Annotated in this window: 20 protein-coding genes and 1 pseudogene; 2 read left to right on the top strand and 19 right to left on the bottom strand. The window is 73.3% G+C overall.

Features of this window, described 5'->3' with window-relative positions:
* Window positions 1-68: 68 nt before the first annotated feature.
* From ACZ6S0_RS02355 to ACZ6S0_RS02370, 4 genes are all read right to left on the bottom strand, one after another.
* On the bottom strand, window positions 69-788 hold the full coding sequence (locus ACZ6S0_RS02355) for a DUF6882 domain-containing protein (RefSeq protein ID WP_465912784.1): 720 nt from the start codon (window positions 786-788) through the stop codon (window positions 69-71).
* 89 nt (window positions 789-877) lie between these two features.
* Window positions 878-1,411, bottom strand: a complete 534-nt coding sequence (locus ACZ6S0_RS02360; protein WP_465912785.1) for a DUF4240 domain-containing protein — start codon at window positions 1,409-1,411, stop codon at window positions 878-880.
* Window positions 1,412-1,448: 37 nt separating this feature from the next.
* Window positions 1,449-2,183 carry a TioE family transcriptional regulator gene (locus tag ACZ6S0_RS02365; RefSeq protein WP_465913371.1) on the bottom strand — a complete coding sequence of 245 codons (735 nt, stop codon included), beginning with the start codon at window positions 2,181-2,183 and terminating at the stop codon, window positions 1,449-1,451.
* 101 nt (window positions 2,184-2,284) lie between these two features.
* Window positions 2,285-2,728 (bottom strand): MarR family winged helix-turn-helix transcriptional regulator, encoded by a 444-nt coding sequence (locus tag ACZ6S0_RS02370; RefSeq protein ID WP_465912786.1) that lies wholly within the window; start codon window positions 2,726-2,728, stop codon window positions 2,285-2,287.
* Between the two features lie 107 nt (window positions 2,729-2,835).
* On the opposite strand from ACZ6S0_RS02370, the gene ACZ6S0_RS02375 reads away from it, so the two are divergent.
* The gene (locus tag ACZ6S0_RS02375) at window positions 2,836-3,765 is read left to right on the top strand and encodes an LLM class flavin-dependent oxidoreductase (RefSeq protein WP_465912787.1); all 930 of its coding nucleotides are present in this window, start codon (window positions 2,836-2,838) and stop codon (window positions 3,763-3,765) included.
* A gap of 142 nt (window positions 3,766-3,907) precedes the next feature.
* Here the strand turns inward: ACZ6S0_RS02375 and ACZ6S0_RS02380 are convergent, their stop codons facing one another.
* From ACZ6S0_RS02380 to ACZ6S0_RS02390, 3 genes are all read right to left on the bottom strand, one after another.
* Window positions 3,908-5,506, bottom strand: coding sequence for a solute symporter family protein (locus ACZ6S0_RS02380; protein ID WP_465913373.1), 1,599 nt, complete (start codon window positions 5,504-5,506; stop codon window positions 3,908-3,910).
* A 17-nt stretch (window positions 5,507-5,523) separates the two neighbouring features.
* Window positions 5,524-5,853, bottom strand: coding sequence for a DUF485 domain-containing protein (locus ACZ6S0_RS02385; RefSeq protein WP_465912788.1), 330 nt, complete (start codon window positions 5,851-5,853; stop codon window positions 5,524-5,526).
* A gap of 200 nt (window positions 5,854-6,053) precedes the next feature.
* Window positions 6,054-7,220: a trans-sulfuration enzyme family protein gene (locus ACZ6S0_RS02390; RefSeq protein WP_465912789.1), complete on the bottom strand. Its 1,167-nt coding sequence runs from the start codon at window positions 7,218-7,220 to the stop codon at window positions 6,054-6,056.
* A gap of 32 nt (window positions 7,221-7,252) precedes the next feature.
* On the opposite strand from ACZ6S0_RS02390, the pseudogene ACZ6S0_RS02395 reads away from it, so the two are divergent.
* Window positions 7,253-8,191: pseudogene (locus ACZ6S0_RS02395) on the top strand (LacI family DNA-binding transcriptional regulator); the annotation flags it as partial.
* Window positions 8,192-8,246: 55 nt separating this feature from the next.
* Here ACZ6S0_RS02395 and ACZ6S0_RS02400 read toward each other — a convergent pair.
* From ACZ6S0_RS02400 to ACZ6S0_RS02455, 12 genes are all read right to left on the bottom strand, one after another.
* Complete coding sequence (locus ACZ6S0_RS02400) at window positions 8,247-9,068, bottom strand: inositol monophosphatase family protein (RefSeq protein WP_465912790.1); 822 nt, start codon at window positions 9,066-9,068, stop codon at window positions 8,247-8,249.
* On the bottom strand, window positions 9,065-10,240 hold the full coding sequence (locus ACZ6S0_RS02405) for an alpha-D-ribose 1-methylphosphonate 5-triphosphate diphosphatase (protein ID WP_465912791.1): 1,176 nt from the start codon (window positions 10,238-10,240) through the stop codon (window positions 9,065-9,067). The genes ACZ6S0_RS02400 and ACZ6S0_RS02405 overlap by 4 nt, the downstream gene beginning before the upstream one ends.
* Entirely contained in the window at window positions 10,237-10,992 is a 756-nt protein-coding gene (locus ACZ6S0_RS02410; protein WP_465912792.1) for an ATP-binding cassette domain-containing protein, read from the bottom strand. Before ACZ6S0_RS02410 ends, ACZ6S0_RS02405 begins: the two co-directional genes overlap by 4 nt.
* Window positions 10,989-11,825, bottom strand: a complete 837-nt coding sequence (locus tag ACZ6S0_RS02415; RefSeq protein ID WP_344875577.1) for an ATP-binding cassette domain-containing protein — start codon at window positions 11,823-11,825, stop codon at window positions 10,989-10,991. Before ACZ6S0_RS02415 ends, ACZ6S0_RS02410 begins: the two co-directional genes overlap by 4 nt.
* The gene (locus ACZ6S0_RS02420; protein WP_465912793.1) at window positions 11,822-12,679 is read right to left on the bottom strand and encodes an alpha-D-ribose 1-methylphosphonate 5-phosphate C-P-lyase PhnJ; all 858 of its coding nucleotides are present in this window, start codon (window positions 12,677-12,679) and stop codon (window positions 11,822-11,824) included. The genes ACZ6S0_RS02415 and ACZ6S0_RS02420 overlap by 4 nt, the downstream gene beginning before the upstream one ends.
* Window positions 12,676-13,854: a carbon-phosphorus lyase complex subunit PhnI gene (locus ACZ6S0_RS02425; RefSeq protein WP_465912794.1), complete on the bottom strand. Its 1,179-nt coding sequence runs from the start codon at window positions 13,852-13,854 to the stop codon at window positions 12,676-12,678. The genes ACZ6S0_RS02420 and ACZ6S0_RS02425 overlap by 4 nt, the downstream gene beginning before the upstream one ends.
* Window positions 13,855-14,541: a phosphonate C-P lyase system protein PhnH gene (gene phnH / locus ACZ6S0_RS02430; protein WP_465912795.1), complete on the bottom strand. Its 687-nt coding sequence runs from the start codon at window positions 14,539-14,541 to the stop codon at window positions 13,855-13,857.
* Window positions 14,538-14,978 carry a phosphonate C-P lyase system protein PhnG gene (gene phnG, locus ACZ6S0_RS02435; protein WP_344875585.1) on the bottom strand — a complete coding sequence of 147 codons (441 nt, stop codon included), beginning with the start codon at window positions 14,976-14,978 and terminating at the stop codon, window positions 14,538-14,540. Before phnG ends, phnH begins: the two co-directional genes overlap by 4 nt.
* The gene (locus tag ACZ6S0_RS02440) at window positions 14,975-15,694 is read right to left on the bottom strand and encodes a GntR family transcriptional regulator (protein ID WP_465912796.1); all 720 of its coding nucleotides are present in this window, start codon (window positions 15,692-15,694) and stop codon (window positions 14,975-14,977) included. Before ACZ6S0_RS02440 ends, phnG begins: the two co-directional genes overlap by 4 nt.
* Window positions 15,695-15,765: 71 nt before the next feature.
* A complete protein-coding gene (gene phnE, locus ACZ6S0_RS02445) occupies window positions 15,766-17,349 on the bottom strand; it encodes a phosphonate ABC transporter, permease protein PhnE (protein ID WP_465912797.1) in 1,584 nt (527 codons plus the stop codon).
* 161 nt (window positions 17,350-17,510) lie between these two features.
* Window positions 17,511-18,269, bottom strand: coding sequence for a phosphonate ABC transporter ATP-binding protein (gene phnC, locus ACZ6S0_RS02450; protein WP_344892871.1), 759 nt, complete (start codon window positions 18,267-18,269; stop codon window positions 17,511-17,513).
* Entirely contained in the window at window positions 18,266-19,186 is a 921-nt protein-coding gene (locus tag ACZ6S0_RS02455) for a phosphate/phosphite/phosphonate ABC transporter substrate-binding protein (protein WP_465912798.1), read from the bottom strand. The genes phnC and ACZ6S0_RS02455 overlap by 4 nt, the downstream gene beginning before the upstream one ends.
* Window positions 19,187-19,269: the final 83 nt, after the last annotated feature.

The raw sequence follows: 19,269 nt of genomic DNA on the forward strand, positions 1-19,269 counted from the left end.
ACGGCCGTTCGACGCGGCCGTTCGACGCGGCGGCCCGACAGGGTGGCCCGAACCGGCGGACGGCCGGGTTAGCCGGCGTTCGGGGAGGTCATGGTCGCCTTGATGCCCGCCACGCGACCGTACTCGTCGAACTCGACGACCGCCTCGAAGCCGGGCCCGGCCAGTCCGGCCCGCTGGACGCCGAAGTCGGCGCTGAGCCCGCGTTTGGCGGCGTAGCTGTGCAGCGCGCGCCGATGGTCGGTGAGCGGCAGGCCCGCGAGCGCCTGCTGGATGACGCGCATCACGCGAGCCGGCTCGGGCGGCGGCAGCCGGAAGTCGGGGTGCTCCACGAGGAACGCCGCCCGGGTGCCGCCACCGGCGTCTCCGCTGTAGGAGGTCCAGCGGCCGGTCACCGCCTTGGCCACCTCCGTGAGGAGCCCGGCGGCGTGGGCGGGGTCGGCCGGCGAGCCGGGCAGCGCGCTGAACGGGACCTCGGCGGAGGCCAGCTCCGCGATGCCGTGCTGGCGGCCGAAGTCGCGCAGGCTCGCGGACGCCGCCACCACGGGCTCGGGGAAGCCCGACGGGTTGGCCCAGGCCCACAACCACGAGGCCGGGCCGGGGGCCGCACTGCCGAGGAGGTGGAAGGCGGTGCAGGTGATCGTACGGGCGCCGGTGAACTCGAAGCGCTGCTGCTGCAGGTCGACGTTCCAGTTGTGGCTGCCGAGGACCTCTTCGAGGTGGAGCTGGTGTTCCAGGGAGAGCAGGGCGGCGTCGTCGAGCAGGTCGGCGAAGGTGAGGGAGGTTTGCACGCCCCGCAGAATATGGGTTTCGGCCGGGTTTTTCCGGGATTACGGAAAAGCTCCGAAGGGCGGCCCGGCCTCCCCTCGGCCGGGAAGTCCTACTGGTAGAGGGCGCCGAGCCGGGGCAGGCGGCGGGCGACCTCGGCGCCGTCGCCGAAGTCGAAGCTCCAGGCGGGGTCGAGGGCGGGGTAGCGGACGGTGAAGGAGCCGCGGGGAAGCTGCTCTCCGGTCGCCTGGAGGTGCGCCCGCCAGGCGAGGCCCAGCATCTCCTCACAGTCGAGCTCTCCGCCCTCGGCCGCCGCGGCGCGGACGACCGGCAGCTCGGCGAGCGTGTCGGGGTCGGCCACGACCCGCTCGAACACCTCGCGCCCCTGGGTGACCAGCCAGCCCCTGAAGTAGTCGAAGCCGTCGTCGGAACAGCCGCCGTTGATCAGGTAGGCGGCGCCCCACAGCGGCGCCCGGTAGGAGGCCGCCATGACGTCCCAGAACGCCTGCTGGGCCGCGACGATCTCGGCGGCCGGGCGGGCCGACAGCAGGGCGGTGGCCGTGGACGCCACGGCCTGATCGTCGTCGGCGTCGGGAACCTGGTCGCGGGCCCGCTCGATCAGCGTCCAGAACTGTGCGATGTCCATGGCGGCACAGCCTGCCAGCCGGGACCGACAGAAACGGTCACCCGCCGTCGCGGCGGCTCACGTACGCGTCCAGTTCGGCGGCGCCCCGGAGCATCGCCCGGCCGCGGGCCGACAGCCGGGTCCGCCAGTCGCGCAGGGCGCTCTCCAAGGGCTCCGGGCCTCCCGCCGCGCGCACCTGGGCGAGCAGCGGGGCGATCTGCTCCAGCAGGTAGCCGCCGCGTCTGAGCTGGTGGGCGAGCCGGGCATCCCGTACGTCGGCCGCCGTGTAGACGCGGTAGCCGGTACGCGGGTCGCGGCGCGGGCGTACCAGCCCGGCCCGTTCCCACTTGCGCAGCGTCGCGGGGCGGAGGCCGAGCCGCCGGGCCAGCGGTCCGATGAAGGTCTCCCCGCGCTCCCCCGTCTCCCCCGGCTCCCCGGGCTCCGGTGCCTGGGAGGCGGGCACCAGCGTGCGGAGCGCCTGCTCGACGGCCTGGAGGGTGCGGCGGTCGTCGAGGAGCTGGGCGTGGCCCTCGTCGATGAGTCTCAGCGCCTCGTCGGACGCGCCCTCGTTCAGCGCCCGCATGATCGCCGTGGCCGCCTGGTGGCCGAAGCCGGGCACCAGGGCGACGAACGCGCGCAGGGCCTGGGCGTGCAGGCCGGTGTAGGCGCGGTAGCCGCTGGCGGTGCGCCCGGCGGGCGGCAGGATGCCGTCCTGTTCGTAGTTGCGGACCGCCTGGGTGGACAGGCCGTGCTCGCGCGCGAGGTCCACCGGGCGGAGCCGCGCGCCGGGCATGACGTACCTCACCTGGTCGAGGGTCGGGTGGGACGACTCCGCAGAGTTTCAACGAGGGTTCCACGATATCGGGAAAGGGCGGCGGAGATGGTCACCGGTTGTCAGCTCGCCGGGGCGCCGACCAGGGACTGCAGGGCGCGGACCAGGTGCGCGGCGTCCGTGCCGGAGAGCGGGGCGAGGAACCGGCGTTCCACCTCCTGGCGGGCGGATTCGGCGTCCCGCAGGCGGTCGCGTCCCGCCGGGGTGAGCTGGACGATGTTCTTGCGCCGGTCGTGCGGGCTGCGGCGCCGCTCGACGAGTTCCTTGCCCTCCAGGGCGTCGACCAGGGCCACCATCGTGGTGCGGTCGACGCCCAGCTTGCCCGCCGCCTCCAGTTGGGACAGCTCGTCATGCGCGTCGAGGACGGCGAGCACGGCCAGCTCGCGGCCGTCGATCCCGTGTGGCGCCAAGGCCCGCGAGGACTCCTCGTTCAGCCGCAGGTACGCGTGCTTGAGCAGGTAGCCGAGGCGGGAGGTGAGGACCTCGGGCGGCGTGTCGCGCGTCATGGGCATAGCGTATCGAGGCTGATGGTCAGTCACACTGACGATCAGCTAGAGTGTCGATCGCGTCGCCGCCCATGGTGGCGCGTCGACTCGAAGGGCGTTTGGCAACCATGTCCGACCTGCACTCCCCCGCCGCGACCTCCGCGGCCCCCCTGACGTTCGGGATCAAGACCACCCCGATGCGGGTCCCCTACGAGGAGATCCTCCGCGTGTGGCAGGAGGCCGACGGCCTGCCCGAGATCGCGGACGCCTGGCTGTGGGACCACCTCATGCCGATCGCCGGCCCGAAGGACGGCCAGGTCCTCGAAGGGTGGACGCTGCTGAGCGCCCTGGCCGCCAGGACGCGGCGGCTGCGCCTGGGCCTGCTCGTGACGAGCAACCGCATCCGGCCGCCCGCCGTCCTCGGCAAGATCGCCACGACGGTCGACGTGATCTCCGGTGGCCGCCTGATCATGGGCCTCGGCGTGGGCGGCACCGTGCAACCGCCGGAGGCCGGTGACAATCCGGCCGCCGCCGAGTACGCGGCGTACGGCCTCACGCTCGTGCCGCCCGCCGAAGGCATCGCGCGTCTGGAGGAGACCATCGCCATCCTGCGCGGCATGTGGACGCGGGACGTCTTCGACTTCCACGGCCGCCACCACACCCTGACCGGCAACCGCAACGAGCCGAAGCCCGTCCAGCGGCCGGGCCCGCCCCTGCTGATCGGCGGCTGGGGCAACCGGATGCTCCGCGTGGTCGCCGAGCACGCCGACATCTGGAACGTCCCCGGGCCGCCGCACAACACGCTGGACTACGTCATCGAGCGCAGCGCCGTTCTGGACGACCACTGCGCGGCCATCGGCCGGGACCCGCGGACGATCACCCGCTCCGTGCAGTACATCGTCTCCTACGACGACCCCGCCGCCGACCGCGAGGCCGTCACCGAACTGGTCGCCGCGGGCATGACGCACATCGTGCTGAGCCTCCGGGGCCCCTATCCCCCGCGGGTCGCGCGGTGGCTGGTCGACGAGATCATCGACCCCGTGCGCGGCACGGTCTGATGGCTCCGGCGCCCCCTGGCCGCGCCGGGGAGGGCCCGGCCGTTCCGGCGGCCGGGCCCTCGTCCGGCAGGCGCCCCGTGGCAGGGAGCGGGCGCCCTCCTCGGAAAGGAGCCTGGAAAGGAGCCTCGAAGGGGGTGGATCGTCAGTGCTCCGTGGCCTTCTCCGCGCCCACCCCGGTCAGGGAGCGGACCTCGATCTCGGCGTACTTGGCGGCGTTGTGCTCCTTGCTGAGGATCGTGCCGAGCCAGCCGCACAGGAAGCCCAGCGGGATCGAGACGATGCCGGGGTTGCTCAGCGGGAACAGCGCGAAGTCGGCCGTCTTGAACAGCGCCGTCGGGCTGCCCGAGACCACCGGCGAGAAGATCACCAGCACCAGGGCGGAGATCAGGCCGCCGTAGATGGCCGACACGGCCCCCGCGGTGTTGAACCGCTTCCAGAACAGGCTGTAGAGGATCGCGGGCAGGTTGCCGGAGGCCGCCACCGCGAAGGCCAGGGCCACCAGGAACGCCACGTTCTGGCCCTGCGCGAGGATGCCGAGCCCGATGGCGACGGCCCCGATGACCAGGGCGGAGACGCGGGCCACCACGACCTCCTGGCGTTCGCTGGCCTGGCCGCGCTTGAAGACGTGCGCGTACAGGTCGTGGGCGAAGCTGGAGGAGGAGGCGAGGGTGAGACCGGCGACCACGGCCAGGATGGTGGCGAAGGCCACGGCGCCGATCAGCGCCAGCAGGATCGTGCCTCCGAACGGGCCGAAGATCTCCTCGCCGACCCGCTGGGCCAGCAACGGCGCGGCGGTGTTGCCCGCCGCGTCGCCCTTGGTGATCGTCTCCTTGCCGACCAGGGCCGCCGCGCCGAAGCCGAGGACCAGGGTCAGCAGGTAGAAGACGCCGATGATGCCGATGCCCCAGAGCACCGACTTGCGGGCGTCCTTGGCCGTGGGGACGGTGTAGAAGCGGATGAGGATGTGCGGCAGGCCCGCCGTGCCCAGCACCAGGGCCAGGCCCAGGCTGATGAGGTCGATCTTGCCCGCGATGCCCTGCGCCTCGGTGCCGTACTTGAGGCCGGGGATGAGGAAGCTCCCCGGGTCGGCCTTGGGGCCGCTGACCGCGGCCGCCTGGCCGAGCAGGGCCGACAGGTTGAAGCCGAACTGCGCCAGCACCAGCAGCGTCACCAGCGCGGCGCCGCCCATCAGCAGCACGGCCTTGACGATCTGCACCCAGGTGGTGCCCTTCATCCCGCCGAACACCACGTAGATGACCATCAGCGCGCCCACGCCGATGATCGTCCACGCCTTGCCCGCCTCGCCGGTGATGCCGAGCAGCAGGCCGACCAGCGCGCCCGCGCCGACCATCTGGGCCAGCAGGTAGAAGATGCTGACCACGATCGTGGACACGCCGGCCGCCGTACGGACCGGGCGCGGGCTCATCCTGAACGCCAGCACGTCGGCCATGGTGAACTTGCCGGAGTTCCGCATCAGCTCGGCCACCAGCAGCAGCGCCACCAGCCAGGCGACCAGGAAGCCGATCGAGTACAGGAACCCGTCATAGCCCGACAGCGCGATGATGCCCGCGATGCCGAGGAAGGAGGCGGCCGACATGTAGTCGCCGCCGATGGCCAGGCCGTTCTGCACGCCGGTGAACGACCGTCCGCCCGCGTAGTAGTCGGCGGCCGTCTTGGTCTGGCGGCTGGCCCAGAAGGTGATCGCCAGGGTGGCGGCCACGAAGGTGAGGAAGAGGATCATCCCCAGGGTCGTCGAGCTCACTGGGTCTTCTCCTCCACCTCGTGGCGCAGCTTGTCGGCGATCGGGTCGAGCTTCCTCTCGGCGTGCCTGGCGTACGCCCACGCGATGAGGAAGGTCGACACGAACTGCAGCAGACCGAACACCAGACCGACGTTGATGTCACCGAGCAGCTTGATGCCCATGAAGCCGCGCGCCCATCCGGACAGCACCACGTAGAGCAGGTACCACACGAGGAACGCCACGGTCATGGGGAACGTCCAGCGCCGGAAGCGCCGTTTCAGGTCCTGGAACTCACTGCTCTCCTGCACCTGTTCATAGACCGATGCGTCATGTTCTCTGGTCGTCACGAGACCTCCACTGTGATGCGGATCACGCCCAACGTAAGAGCGCAACCTACCCGTCGTGGAGATCCGGAGGCGGGTTGTTCGGCGAGCCGCTGAGGTCCGGCGATTAGTTGGGGAGGGCCTGCGGTGAAAGGTCTGTATAGCGCGACGAGCGGTCGGTCATCCCTTTCACCCCCTTACCGGCCCTCCGCCGGACAGCGCTGTCAGTAACGGGTGGCGGACAGCGCCTCCAACGCCAGCTCAAGATCCTTGATCAACGTGTCGGCGGGCTCCAGCCCGACGGAGAGCCGGACGAGGCCGACCGGGATGCCCATGGTGGCCCGTACGCTCTCCTCGGTGGACAGGGCGGGCGCGTTCACCAGGCTCTCGAACCCGCCCCACGACACCCCGATCCGGAAATGCCGCAACCTGTCGATGAAGGCGGCGACCTCCTCCCGCGACTCCGTGTCCAGCACCAGGCTGAACAGGCTGGAGAACCCCGTCATCTGCCGCACCGCCAGCGCGTGCCCCGGATGCGAAGGCAACCCCGGATGGCGCACCGCCCGCACGGCCGGATGGCCGTCGAGGAAGGCGGCCACCGCCAGCCCCCGCTCCTGGTGCGCGGCCATCCGCACCGGCAACGTCCGCAGGCCCCTGATCACCTTGGCCGCGTCGTGCGGCGACATGGCGGCGCCGTAGAGCTGGTACTCCGTGCGCGCCAGCGGCCTGATCAGCCGCTCCGGGCCCACGACCACCCCGCCCACCAGGTCGCTGTGCCCGCCGACGTACTTGGACAGCGAGTGCACCACGAGATCCACCCCCATCGTCAGCGGCTTCTGGAACAGCGGCGTGGACCACGTGTTGTCCATCACCGTCACCAGCCCGCGCTCCCGCGCCCACCCCGTCACCTCGGCGAGGTCGACCACCTGGAAGGCCATGTAGGAAGGCGACTCGAAGTAAAGTAGGCGAGTGCTCGCCCTGATTGCGCTGTCACCCCCCGCGAGGTCATCGACATGCGTATGCGTGACCCCGAACTTCTCCAGGTAGCGCAGGAACTGGGTGGTGGGCCCGTAAACCGCGCCCAGCACCAGCACGTGGTCCCCGGCCGACACGAGCGAGGAGACGGTCGCCGAGATGGCGCCCATGCCCGACCCGAAGCACTTGGCCCGCTCCCCCCGCTCCAGCGCGGCGAGCTTGCGCTGGGCGAGATCGACCGTCGGGTTGGTGCCCCGCCAGTAGACGTAACGCTCGTCCTCGTCCTTGAGCGCCTCGCCCAACTCCTCCGCCGTCGCGAACGTGAACAACGAGTTCTCGAACACCGGCGGGTTGACCGCGCCCAGCATCCAGGGCTCGTCCTCGCCCAGCCGGCCACAGATCCATTCATCATCCATGGGGGCAGAGTATGACAACACGGAAGCCGACCATGGCGGACGTGGCCCGGCAGGCGGGCGTGAGCCTCAAGACCGTCTCCCGGGTGGTCAACCAGGAGCCGCACGTCAGGGCCTCGCTGCAGCAGCGGGTGCAGGAGGCGATCAGCACGCTCGGCTACCGGCGCAACGAGGCCGCCGCCCGGCTGGCCAGGGGCGCGACCATGCTGACCCTGGGCCTGGTGATGGAGAACATCTCCAACGAGTTCTCCTCCCGCCTGGCCGCCGCGGTCGAGGCCGCCGCGGCGCGGCACGAGGCGCTCGTCGTGTTCGGCTCGTACGAGGAGAGCGCCGACACCGAACGCATGCTCATCGAGTCCATGTACGCGCGCGGCGTCGACTGCCTGATCGTCGTCCCGTCGGCGGCCGACCACGGCTGGCTGGCCGAGCACCCGGGCCTCACCACGGTCTTCGTCGACCGGGTGCCGCGCGGCCTCGCCGCGGCCGACGTCGTGCTGCTCGACGACGAGTGGGGCGGCCGGGCCGCGACCGGGCACCTGCTCGCCCGCGGGCACCGCAGGATCGCGCTGATCTCCGACGACGACGGGCTCAGCTCGGTGCACGACCGGGCGACCGGCTACCGTACGGCCCTGGCCGAGGCGGGGGTGCCGGCCGACGAGGCGCTGGTGGTGCGGGGGGAGTTCGAGCCGTGGCGGGTCGCGCGCGAGGTCACCCGGCTGCTCGACCTGCCCGCGCCGCCCACGGCGTTCTTCGCCACCAACAACCGGGCGGCGATCGGGATCCTGCAGGCGTTGCGGGAGCGGCCGGAGCGGCCGGCGTACGTGGGGTTCGACGACTTCGCGCTGGCGGACGTGTTCAACCCGGGGGTGACGGTGGTCCGCTACGACATCTCCCGCCTGGCCGGCGGCGCGGTGGACCTGCTGCTGAACCCGGCGCGGGAGGCGCGGCGGCTCAGGGTGCCGGTGGAGCTGGTGCCCCGCGGCTCCGGTGAGCTGCCGCCCCCTGAACGCCCCCGCCCGTGCCCCCGCCTCAGCCGGTGCGTTGCGCCACGTAGGCGTCGTGCAGGACCGTCACCAGTTCGTCGGCCAGGTCCGGGGTGGCGGCCACGACGCCGCTCCAGCGCTTGGTCAGGTCGGTGTCCAGGGCGATCGGGCGGCCGAACACGTCCCTGACCGCCCCGCCGCCCGCCTCCGCCAGCACCACCGAGGCGGCCAGGTCCACCAGCCGGTGCGTGTCGGTGGCGGCGTCGGCGAAGGCGTCGGTCGAGCCCTGGGCCACCAGGGCGCCCTCCAGGCAGCTCGTGGACAGGATGCGGATGCGGGCCGCCGTCCTGGCCACCTCCCACCAGGCCGCCGCGGCCCCGGGGTTGGCCGGGTGCGGGCGCAGGAGGGAGACGGCGGCGCCGGCCAGCCCGGTACGACCGCTCGTCCGCAGCGGGGACGGCTCCCCCGCCCGCGCCCACCAGCTCCGGCCCGTGTCCAGCCAGACGGTCAGTGCCTCGGTGAAGACGCCGTCCTCGGCCACGACCGCCGAGAACGCCGCCAGCGGGACCCCGGCGGCGGCGTTGGCCGAGCCGTCCACCGGGTCCATGACCAGGGTCAGCGCGGAGCCGCGGTCCACCCACCCGGTCTCCTCGCTCAGGACGTTGACCGGGTGCCGGGACAGCGCGGCCAGGATGGCCTGCTCGACGAGCACGTCGATGCGCATGGTGGGGGTGCCGTCCGCACCGTCCGCGACGACGGCGGCCAGGGTGGCGCGGTCGTGCCCGGCGGTGGCCACGGTGTACGCCTCCAGCGCCGCCGACGCGGCGGCGGCCAGCGCCGGGTGCGCCTCCAACGGCGGAGTCGTCATCGTCCCACCCCTTCGAGCAGCGGCGCGTCGTTCGCCGCGACGGTCATGCGGACGGTCGGCCAGCCCCGCTCGACGGTCACCACGGCCAGGTCACCGCGCTGTCCCTCGGCCAGGGCGCCCCGGTCCGTCAGCCCCGCGACGGAGGCCGGGCCCGAGGTGACCAGCGCCACCGCCCGCGGCAGCGGCACCACGCCCCGCGCGGCCAGCAGCAGCGCCGCGGCCAGCGGGGCGGAGGGCAGGTAGTCGCTGGACAGGCCGTCCACCAGCCCCGCCGCCACCAGTTCGGCCGCGGCCACGTTGCCGGAGTGGGAGCCGCCGCGCAGGACGTTCGGCGCGCCGGCCACCACCCGCAGCCCGCGCTCCTTGGCCGCCCGCGCGGCCTCCGTCGTCGTCGGGAACTCCGCGACCGCGACGCCGTTGGCCACCGCGACGTCGATCTCGGAGGCGGTCACCGGGTCGTGCGCGAGCAGCCGGGCCCGGCCCAGCGCCGCCAGCTCCGCCAGCCGGCCGAGGGCGATCTCCCGGTGCCCGATGCGCGTGTCCCGCTCGGCCACGAGCGTCTCCACCCGGCGCTGCGCCTCCTCGGCGGAGATGCCCTCGGTGCCCTCCAGCCAGCGCCGGTACACGGCCGAGTCACGGTACTGCCCCTGTCCCGGCGTGTGGTCCTCGAAGGAGACCAGCGGCGGCGGCACCGGCGTACCGGACAGGCAGGAGTCGAGGGCCGCCAGGCCCTCGGGGTCGCGGGCGTCGAGCCGGTAGAGGACGCGGTGGTCGACCAGCGCGTGCCCGGAGGCGGCGCGCTCGCGCAGCGCGGCGTCGAGCCGCCTGGCCCGGTCGACGGTGCGGCCCTTGCGGTTGTGCGACTCGAACGCCACCCCGTGGAACACGGTGGTGACCCCCGCGGCCCGCACGCGTCCCTCGAAGCTGGACACCCCGAACTCCACGTCGAACTCCGCGCCCGGACGGGGCCGCAGCTCGGTCTCCAGCCCGTCGGAATGGGTGTCCACGATGCCGGGCAGCAGCAGCGCGCCTCTCAGGTCCACGGCCTCGGCCGGCACCGCGCCGGGCCGGGCGGGGCCGACATGGGTGATCAGCCCGCCCTCGGTGACGACGAGCGCGTCCTCGATGACGTGGCCGGGCAGTACGGCCTTGGCGTGGGCGAACGCCCTCATCGGGCAACCTCCAGGTTCAGTTCGGAATCACGGAGCACGGCGGCGGGCGGCCCGTCGGCGGCCACCCGGCCGTCCTCCAGGACCACGACCCGGGTGGCCAGCCGTTCGATGGCGTCGAGGTCGTGGAAGACCGACAGCACGGCGACGCCCGCCCCCGTCAGGTCGGCGATCATGGACAGCACGGCCTCCCTGTTGACCGGGTCGAGCGCCGAGACCGGCTCGTCGAGCAGCAGCAGCCGGGGCGGCGAGATGGTGCCGGCGGCCAGGTTCACGCGCTGCTTCTGACCGCCCGACAGGACGGTGGTGTGCATGGCCCACAGCCGCTCCTCGATGCCCAGCCTGCGCAGGGCCGCCGCGGCGGCGTCACGGGCCGCGCCGGGGTCCAGGCCGCGGGCGGCCCCGGCGCGCGCCACGACGTCCAGCACGGCCCTGCGCGGCTCGGCCCGCAGGAACTGCGAGACGTAGCCCAGCTCCCGGCCGCGCAGGTCGGCGACCTGCGCGTCGGGCAGCGCCGCCAGGTCCACGGTGCTCCCCGACGACGTACGCAGCAGGATCCGCCCGGCCGTCGGCACGTACGTGCGGTGGACGCAGCGCAGCAGCGACGACTTGCCGGCCCCGGACGAACCGGCCAGCGCGACGTGCTCGCCGGCGGCCACGTCCAGGTCCACGCCGTGCAGCGCGCCCACGGTGCGGCCGTCGATCGTGTGCAGGGTGAACGACTTGACCAGTCCCCTGATCTCCAGGACGTTCATCCGCGCGCCGCCGCCACCAGCCGCTGGCTGTAGGGGTGCTGCGGGTCCTCCAAGAGCTGGTCGGTCAGGCCCGTCTCGACGACGCGGCCGTGTTGCATCACCATCACCCTCCTGGTCAGCATCTCGATGACGCCGAAATCGTGGGAGACGACCACGGCGGCGACGCCGAGCCGTTCGAGCAGGTTGCGGAGCAGGTCGAGCACGCCGGCCGCGACCGAGGCGTCCAGTCCGGTGGTGGGCTCGTCGAGCAGCAGCACGGGCGGGCGGTTGGCCAGCGCCTTGGCGATCTGCACGCGCTGGCGCATGCCGCCGGAGAACGTCCGCACGGGGTCGTCCATGCGCGACAGCGGCACCTCGGTCAGCTCCAGCAGTTCGGCGGCCCGCTCCCGGATGCGGCCGAAGTGCCGGCCGCCCGCCGCGGTCAGGCGCTCGGCGATGTTGCCGCCCGCGCTCGTGTCCAGGTCGAGCCCGGCGGCCGGGTCCTGGTAGACGACGGAGACGCGGTCGATGCGCAGCCGCCGCCGCTCGCCGTCGCCGAGGGCCAGCACGTCGGTCCGCCCGTCGTCGTAGCCGCGCAGGTACGCGCTGCCCCGGCTGGGCCGCTCGTCACCGGCCACGCAGCGCATGACCGTGGACTTGCCCGAGCCCGACTCGCCGACGATGCCCAGCGCCTCGCCCGGCTCCACCTCGAAACCGACGTCCCAGGCCGCCACGACGGCCCCGGTCGCGGGCGAGACCGAGGTGCCGTGCTCGGGGCCGGTGCCGGGCAGCGACCGCGGCCCCGGGTCGCCGTAGACCCTGCCGAGGTCCTCCACCTTCAACGCCCAGCTCATTGGTCCCTCTCCCTGTTACGCGCGCAGAAGTCCGTGTCGCTGCACACCCAGGCCACGGAGCCGGCCACGGACGGCACCTCCACCAGGTACGACCCCTCCGAGCCGCAGTGCCGGCAGGCCGCGCCCGGCGTGTGCTCGACCTCGAACGGGATGTCCTCGAACACCAGCGGCTCCACGGCGGTGTGCGGCGGCACCGCGTAGATCCGCTTCTCCCGTCCCGCCCCGAACAGCGTCAGATGCTCGGCCCGGTCCAGCTTGGGCACGTCGAACCTGGGGATCGGGGAGGGCGAGATCAGGTAGCGGCCGTCGACCACGCAGGGGTAGCCGGCCGTCTTGGTGACGACGCCGTTGCGGACGACGTCCTCGTACAGGCCGACCCACATGCGCGAGTAGTCGGCCTCGGCGTGCATCCTGCGCTGCTCGCGTACGTCGTGCTCGACCGCGCGCAGCGGCTCAGGCACGGGCACCTGGAGCACGAGCACCTGGTCGGCGCGCAGCGGCGTCTCGGGGATTCGGTGCCTGGACTGGATCAGGTCGGCCTCGCGGGTGTCGCTCTCCTCCGCGCAGCCGACGTGGCCCACGACCAGGCGGCGCAGGTTGGAGGCGTTCACGCCGCCGTCCTCGCCCTGGTCGATGACCTTGAGCCGGTCGCCGGGGCCGACGAGGGCCAGCGTCACCTGCAACCCGCCCGAGCCCCAGCCGCGGGCGACCGGCATCTCGCGCGAGCCGAACGGCACCTGGTACCCCGGCACGGCCACGGCGGTGAGCGCGGCGCGGCGCACCTCGCGCTTGGACAGCTCGTCGAAGATGCCCCTGGGACCGCCGTCGCCGGCGAGGTCCGTGATCGTCGTCATCGGGCGGTCGCCTCCTCCATGGCGGCGCGTACCGCCCGCTTGCGGTCCAGCACCGAACGGAAGTCCACGTAGTGGGGCAGCTTGAGGTGCTCCAGGAAGCCGGACGCCTCGATGCCGTCGAGGGTCAGCAGGACCTCCTGCTCCAGCTCAGTACGGCCGCCGTCCCGGTGGACCAGCAGGTCGAGCCCGGCCATGGCGATGGCCTTGCGCTCGTTGTGGCCGAAGCACATGCCGTAGCCCAGGTCCAGGCGGCTGCGGTCCTCCTCGGCCCGGTCGAGGTCGTCGATGGTCTCGACCTCGGTCACCCGTACCTCGGTCACGGTGACCGGGGCGCCGGTGAGCGGGTGGCGGACCCTGACGGGGAGGGCGCCGTGGCGGACCTCGCCGGGGAACTCGTGGTTGTGGCGGCCGGGCCGGAACGTGTGCGAGTACCACAGGTGCACCAGGGCGCCGGTCTCGGCCCTGGCCATCGCGGTCAGGCGGGCCGAGCGCGGGATTCCGGGGCGTACGGGGGAGCGGGTGATGTCGTACGGCTCGGGGTCGGCGTCCGTCGTCCTGTCGACCAGCAGGTCCATGGAGCGCAGGAGGCGGAGCAGGCGCGGCGGGCGCCTCGGGTCGTCGCCGTTCGCGTGCCCGTGCCCGTGCCCGTGCTCGTGGTCGTGGTCGTGGTCGTGGTCGTGGTCGTGGTCGTGGTCGTGGTCGTGGTCGTGGTCGTGGTCGTGGTCGTGGTCGTGGTCCGGCTGCTGTTCCTGGAGGCGGGCCTTGGCCTGGTCCTCCGGCATGAGGTCGAGCAGGCGGCCCACGTAGTCGAGCGTGCGGCCGAGGAGCTGGCTGCCTGGCGGGTTGCGGAAGGCGGGCGAGATGCGGCGCGAGATCTTCAGCTCGTCGGCGTGCACCGGCTCGGAGTAGGCCACCCTGGGCAGCGTCGAGCGGTGTGCCCGGATGAGCTGGGCCGCCTCCTGCACGTCGCCCTCCGACTGGCGCAGGGCCCTGGCCGCCAGTCCGGGGGCCCACAGGCCGCCCTCGCCCATGATCCGGTCCACGGCCAGCCGCAGCCGCTCGGTGATCTGGTCGATCCCGAGCCAGTCGCTGGGCCCGCCGTAGCGGCGGCGTTCGACCAGCTCCTCGGCCGCCAGGATGGCCTCGTGGCCGCCGCTGGCCCCTGAGTACCCCATTCAGTGCTCTCCGTTCTCGATCTCGATGCGGGTGCTGCGCGGCAGCCCGGCGACGGTCCCGTCCCCGGCGACGAGGAAGGTGTCGATCCCGGCGGGGAAGGCCGCGTTGGCGGCGGCGAGGGCGGCGAAGACGTCGCGGTGCAGGCCCGCGACCCGCAGCCGCCGGGTGCCCGGCACCCCGGGCCCGCTGAGCGTCAGGACGGTCTCGGGCCCCTCAGCGCCCGAGAGCCGATCATCAGGGACGTCCCCGTCGGCGGCAGCGAGACCGGCCTCCGAGAGACCGGCGACGGCGAGACCGGCGACGGCGGCGATCAGGCGCGTGCCGTGCTCGGGGTGCAGGGCGTCGCCCCTGGGCAGCCCGGCGATCTCGGCACCCGTAAGCGGGCGCAGCGCGACCACCATGCGCGCCTCCCCAGGCGGGGCCACCGGCGCGGAGGTCGCCAGGTGCAGGGCCCGTTCCCAGTGCTCCTCCTCCGGCGCGGTCAGCACGGCCGTCGGCACCTCGACGTCGGCCAGCCCGGCCGCCACGGACAGCGCCGCGGGCCCGTCGCCGGCCCCGACGACGTCCAGCACGCCGGGCCTGGACAGGACGTTCAGCAGGGCGCGGAAGTCGGCCTGCGCCCGCGCCGCGGTCGGCGTCACCGCGCGGACCCGGGCGCCGATCCCCTGAACGGTGGTGACGGTCACGTCAGCTCCTCGAAGGCCACGCGGGTCCGGGAAACCTCGGCCCACTCGGCGGCGTCCTCCCTGGCCCGGCGCTCGGCGACGGCCTCGCACAGGGCGCGTACGTCTCCGGCGGCGGGCAGGCCGGCCGCCGCGGCGGCGTCCAGGAGGGCGGCGGCCAGCGCCGCCACGCGGTCGTCGCCGCCGCGCATGCACCACCCGGCCGCCCCCGCCACCTCGACGGTGCACGAGGTGACCAGCACCTCGCCCAGGTGGAAGCGCTCCTCGGCCACCGGTTCGCGCACGGTGAGCATCACCATGCCGACCTCCGGCGGGTGCAGCACGGTCGGCTCGCCCAGGTCGCCGGACCGGAGCAGGCGCTCGGCCAGTGGCAGCAGTTCGTCGGGGGTCGCGGCGGCCAGCAGCCCGGCGCGTTCCTCCCTGGTCATCAGGTCGGTCAAGGCGTTTCCTCTTCGATCTCGAAGGTGACGTCGAGCACGTCGGGCCGCAGGTACGTGCGGGCGTACTCGACGTACGGGCCGCCGGTGGCGCGGTTCACGCTCTCGGCCAGCCAGACGGGGCCGCGACTGCCGCCGGTCAGGTACTCGGCGATGCCCTGCGGGGGCACGTCGAGGCTGATCCGGTAGCGGGCGCGGACGACGTTGAGCCCGTAGCGGCGGCGCAGGACCTTGTGCAGGGAGACCTCGTCGCCCAGCTCCCTGTCCAGGTTCAGCAGGGGCCGCCGGGGCAGGACGCTGGTGGCGTACGCGGCGACCTCGCCGTTCACGCTGAACACGCGCTCGACCGACCACACGGCCGCGCCCGCGGACAGCCCGAGCCGGGAGCGCTCCTGCTCGACCGCGCGCCGCGCGCCGCAGCTCACCAGGCGCGCGCCGGGTTCGGCGCCCGCCAGCCGCACGGTCTCGCTGAACGAGGGCGGGACGTGGGCGGAGATCACGTACTCCACGCGCCCGCGCCTGAAGGTGCCGACACCCTGGACGCGGCGCACCAGCAGCCGCCGTTCCAGCTCCTGCAGGGCCGCGCGGGCGGCGGGCCTGCTGACGTGGAACCGCTCGGCCAGCACGTGCTCGCTGGGGACCTGCGCGCCCACGGGCACGTGGGCCAGCTCCGCCTCCAGGATGTCGGCCATCTCCAGGTAGCGCTGCGAGCTTGTCATGACAAGCAGCCTTGGCGGCGTTCCTGACCGAGAGGTGAACGACAGGCGACGCCGCACAAGCGCACAGGCCATCAACGCAGGACGGATCTGAGCCGGGCCGAGATCGCCTCCACGGCCAGGACCAGCACGAACACCGGCAGCACGATCGCGGTGACCACGTCGTAGTTGAGCGCCCTGATGTGCTGGCTGAGCGCGAACCCCAGCTCCCCCGCCCCCACGATGCCGAGGATGAAGAAGGCCCGCAGGTTGACGTCGAGCGCGTACAGGGTGGTGCCGGCCAGGCGCGGGGTGAGCTGGCCGAGCACGGCCACGGTCAGCTCCTGTACGGGGCCCGCCCCGGCCGACAGCACGGCCTCGCGCGGCCCTCCGCGCAGTTCCTCGGCGTCGTCGGCGACGAGCTTGGCGACCAGGGCGGTGGTGAAGACGGCCAGCGCCAGGGTCCCGGCGACGGGGCCGTCCATGAGGCCGAAGGCGGCCACGAAGATCAGCACCAGCAGCAGGTCGGGGATGGAGCGCAGGCCGACGAGGAAGGTGCGGGCGGTCAGGCGTACCGCGTCGTTGGGGGCGACGGCGCGGGCGGCGATCAGGCCGAGCGGGATCCCGGCCAGCGTGCCGAGGAACGTGGCCCCGAGCGCGATCGCACCCGTCTCCAGTAGCCCCTCGCCGAGGAGGTCCGCGACCGGGGCGAAGTCGGGCGGGAAGAAGTCGCCGAGCGCCGCTACGGAACCGCCGGCCGCCTCGGCCAGCGCCGCGGGGCTCGCGCCGACCCGCCAGAACGCCACCGCGGCGAGCGCCAGCGCGCCCCAACCGGCCAGGTGCGCGGCCAGCCTCGAACGGGTCCACGGCACCCGCTCCCCCCGTACGGGAGGCACGGCCCCGCCGCGCCCCGCGCCCAGGAGCTGCCCGCGCAGCGCCACGGAGACCGCCTCGACGAGCAGCACGACCGCCACCGTCACCAGCGCGATCCCGGTGGCCTCCCGGTAGTCGGTGAACCCGAACGCGGTCTTCAGGTCGAGCCCGATGCCGCCCGCGCCGACGGCGCCGAGCAGCACGGAGCCGCGGAAGTTGATGTCCAGCCGGTAGAGGATGGCCGCCACCCAGGACGGCGCCACCTGCGGCAGCACCCCGGCCGACAGCCGCTGGAGCGGCCCTGCGCCGGTGCCCGCGACGGCCTCGCGCACACCGGTGTCCGCCTGCTCGACCGCCTCGGCGAACAGTTTGCCCAGCATGCCCACGGAGTGCAGGCCGAGCGCCAGCACGCCGGGCAGCGGCCCGATGCCGATCGCGGCCACGAAGAAGACGGCGAACACGATGTCGGGAACGGCCCGGCAGGCGACGATCACGCTCAGCGCGGCCGACCTGACGGCCCGCGCCGTCCTGGACGCCGCCGCGGGCCCTCCCCTGTCGGCGGCCAGCACGCCGAGGACGGCGGCCAGCACCGTGGCCAGCGCGGTGCCGGCGACGGCCATCCAGAGGGTGTCGAGCACGTGGGCGAAGGTCGTGGCGGGGTCGCTGAGCGTCGGCGGCCAGGCCCTGGCCAGGAGCCCGGCGACCTCGCCGAACCCGCTCACCAGGCCGCCGATTCCGACGCCCAGGTGATCGAGGGCGACGATCCCGAGCGTCATGGCGACGACGGGGAACGTCCAGGCCGCCACGCGCCGGGCGCTGCGCGGCGGCCGTCCGTACGGGTGCGCCCCGCCGGGGCCTCCCCCGCCGCGTCCCGGCCGGGGAGTCCCGCCTCCGGAGCCGCCGTCCGGGGCTCCCGGCCCGCCTCCCGTCGCCCGGGGTGCTCTCTTGCGGACCATCGCCGGGGCCGTCATGGGACCGTCACGGGGGCGGACGCGTACAGCCCTCGCAGGCGGACCGCGTCCAGCGCCTCGGTGGGCTCGTCCAGCCGCACCTCCCCCAGCCGCAGGCCCACCACCCGGCGGGTCCACTGCAACGCCAGCTCGATCTGGTGCAACGTGCACACCATGGTCAGCTCGTCCTCCCGGCACACCCGGACCAGCAGGTCCATCACGGACGCGGCGGTCTCCGGGTCGAGGGAGGCCACGGGCTCGTCGGCGAGTACCAGCTCCGGCCGCTGCAACAGGGCGCGGGCGATGGCCACGCGCTGCTGCTGGCCGCCCGACAGGCTCCCGGCCCGCTGGTAGGCCCGGTCCGCCAGGCCCACCCGGTCGAGGTGCTCCAGCGCCTCCGCGCGGACGGCCCGGGGCCAGGTGACGATGCCGTACCGGGGGCCTCGGACCCGGCCCAGGGCGCCGTGCAGCACGTTCTCCATCACGGTGAGCCGTCCGACGAGGTTGAACTGCTGGAAGACGACCCCGACCCGGCGCCGCAGCGCCCGCAGGGCGGCGCCCTTGGCGGCGGCCACGTCGACCCCCAGCACCTCGACCTCGCCCGAGTCCGGCCTGGCCAGCCCGTTGAGGTGGCGCAGCAGCGTCGACTTGCCCGAGCCCGAGGGGCCGAGCAGCGCGACGATCTCACCCCGCCGCACGGTCAGGTCGATCCCCGCGCACGCGCTCACCTCGCCGAACCTCTTGACCAGGCCCCTGGTCCTGACGACCGCCGTCATGCCGTGGAGCACTTCTCGTTGTGGGTGGCCGCGCACACCTCGCGTACGGGATTGAAGGTGGCGTCGGTCACCGGCTGGAAGCCCCAGATGGAGGAGTCGGCGGTCACCCGGCAGGAGTCCTCGTCCGCGCAGATGCCGAGCTGCACGAGCCGGTCCTTGGTGGCGTCCTTGGTGAAGGTCTGGACGAGCTTGGCCCTGACGTCGGCGGGCAGCGCGTCGCGCATGGCCACGGGCGACATGGGGATCGGCGCCGACTTCCACACCACCTTCACCTGGCCGGCCTTGAGCTTGCCCTTGTCGATGAGGATGTGGTCGACCATGGCGTTCTCGGAGAAGCCGGCCTCGCACTTGCCGTCGGCGACCGACAGCACGGAGTTGTCGTGGCCGCCGGCCATGACCGGCTGCACGCCCGTCTTCGGGTCGATGCCCGCGCCGAGCAGGCCCTGGCTCGGGAAGAGGTAGCCGGAGGTGGAGCCCGGGTCGACGAAGCAGACCTTGGCGCCCTTGAAGCCGTTGAGGTCGGTGATCCGGCTGCCGGCCGGCACGATGCCGTAGCTCTGGTACGTGGGCGTGCCGCCCTTCTCGACCATCGACGCGATCGGCGTGATCTTGGCGCCGTTGCTCCTGGCGAGCACGTAAGACAGCGGCCCGAACTCGGCCAGATCGATCTTGCCGGACACCATGCCCTCGATCACCGCGTTGTAGTCGGTCGAGCGGACGAACTCGACCTTCCTGCCGGTGTTCTTCTCGATGAGCGCGATGATGTCCTTGTACTCGGCCGTCGGGTCGATGTTCTGCTCGACCGGCACGGCGGCGAAGCGCAGCACCTCGTCGCCGCCGGTGCTGCCGTCGGCGGACGAGCAGCCCGCCGCCGCGAGCGCGCCGATCATGGCCAGGGCGGTCAGGATACGTTTCACAGTCAGGTCTCCGAGCTGGTCGCAGGTGGCATCCGGCTCGTCACGCTCGTCGCCGACAGTGATGAAGAGGTCGGTCGCGCCTG

It is taken from the genome of Nonomuraea sp. NPDC051298 (genome assembly GCF_055586305.1).

What these genes read in the sequence shown, in the direction of transcription:
- ACZ6S0_RS02365 (WP_465913371.1), bottom strand. Translation starts at nt 2,183, where the DNA reads ATGCCCGGCGCGCGGCTCCGCCCGGTGGACCTCGCGCGCGAGCACGGC.
- ACZ6S0_RS02380 (WP_465913373.1), bottom strand. Translation starts at nt 5,506, where the DNA reads ATGATCCTCTTCCTCACCTTCGTGGCCGCCACCCTGGCGATCACCTTC.
- ACZ6S0_RS02400 (WP_465912790.1), bottom strand. Translation starts at nt 9,068, where the DNA reads ATGACGACTCCGCCGTTGGAGGCGCACCCGGCGCTGGCCGCCGCCGCG.
- ACZ6S0_RS02440 (WP_465912796.1), bottom strand. Translation starts at nt 15,694, where the DNA reads ATGACAAGCTCGCAGCGCTACCTGGAGATGGCCGACATCCTGGAGGCG.
- ACZ6S0_RS02405 (WP_465912791.1), bottom strand. Translation starts at nt 10,240, where the DNA reads ATGAGGGCGTTCGCCCACGCCAAGGCCGTACTGCCCGGCCACGTCATC.
- ACZ6S0_RS02415 (WP_344875577.1), bottom strand. Translation starts at nt 11,825, where the DNA reads ATGAGCTGGGCGTTGAAGGTGGAGGACCTCGGCAGGGTCTACGGCGAC.
- ACZ6S0_RS02390 (WP_465912789.1), bottom strand. Translation starts at nt 7,220, where the DNA reads ATGGATGATGAATGGATCTGTGGCCGGCTGGGCGAGGACGAGCCCTGG.
- ACZ6S0_RS02425 (WP_465912794.1), bottom strand. Translation starts at nt 13,854, where the DNA reads ATGGGGTACTCAGGGGCCAGCGGCGGCCACGAGGCCATCCTGGCGGCC.
- phnC (WP_344892871.1), bottom strand. Translation starts at nt 18,269, where the DNA reads ATGACGGCGGTCGTCAGGACCAGGGGCCTGGTCAAGAGGTTCGGCGAG.
- ACZ6S0_RS02370 (WP_465912786.1), bottom strand. Translation starts at nt 2,728, where the DNA reads ATGACGCGCGACACGCCGCCCGAGGTCCTCACCTCCCGCCTCGGCTAC.
- ACZ6S0_RS02360 (WP_465912785.1), bottom strand. Translation starts at nt 1,411, where the DNA reads ATGGACATCGCACAGTTCTGGACGCTGATCGAGCGGGCCCGCGACCAG.
- ACZ6S0_RS02410 (WP_465912792.1), bottom strand. Translation starts at nt 10,992, where the DNA reads ATGAACGTCCTGGAGATCAGGGGACTGGTCAAGTCGTTCACCCTGCAC.
- ACZ6S0_RS02375 (WP_465912787.1), top strand. Translation starts at nt 2,836, where the DNA reads ATGTCCGACCTGCACTCCCCCGCCGCGACCTCCGCGGCCCCCCTGACG.
- ACZ6S0_RS02420 (WP_465912793.1), bottom strand. Translation starts at nt 12,679, where the DNA reads ATGACGACGATCACGGACCTCGCCGGCGACGGCGGTCCCAGGGGCATC.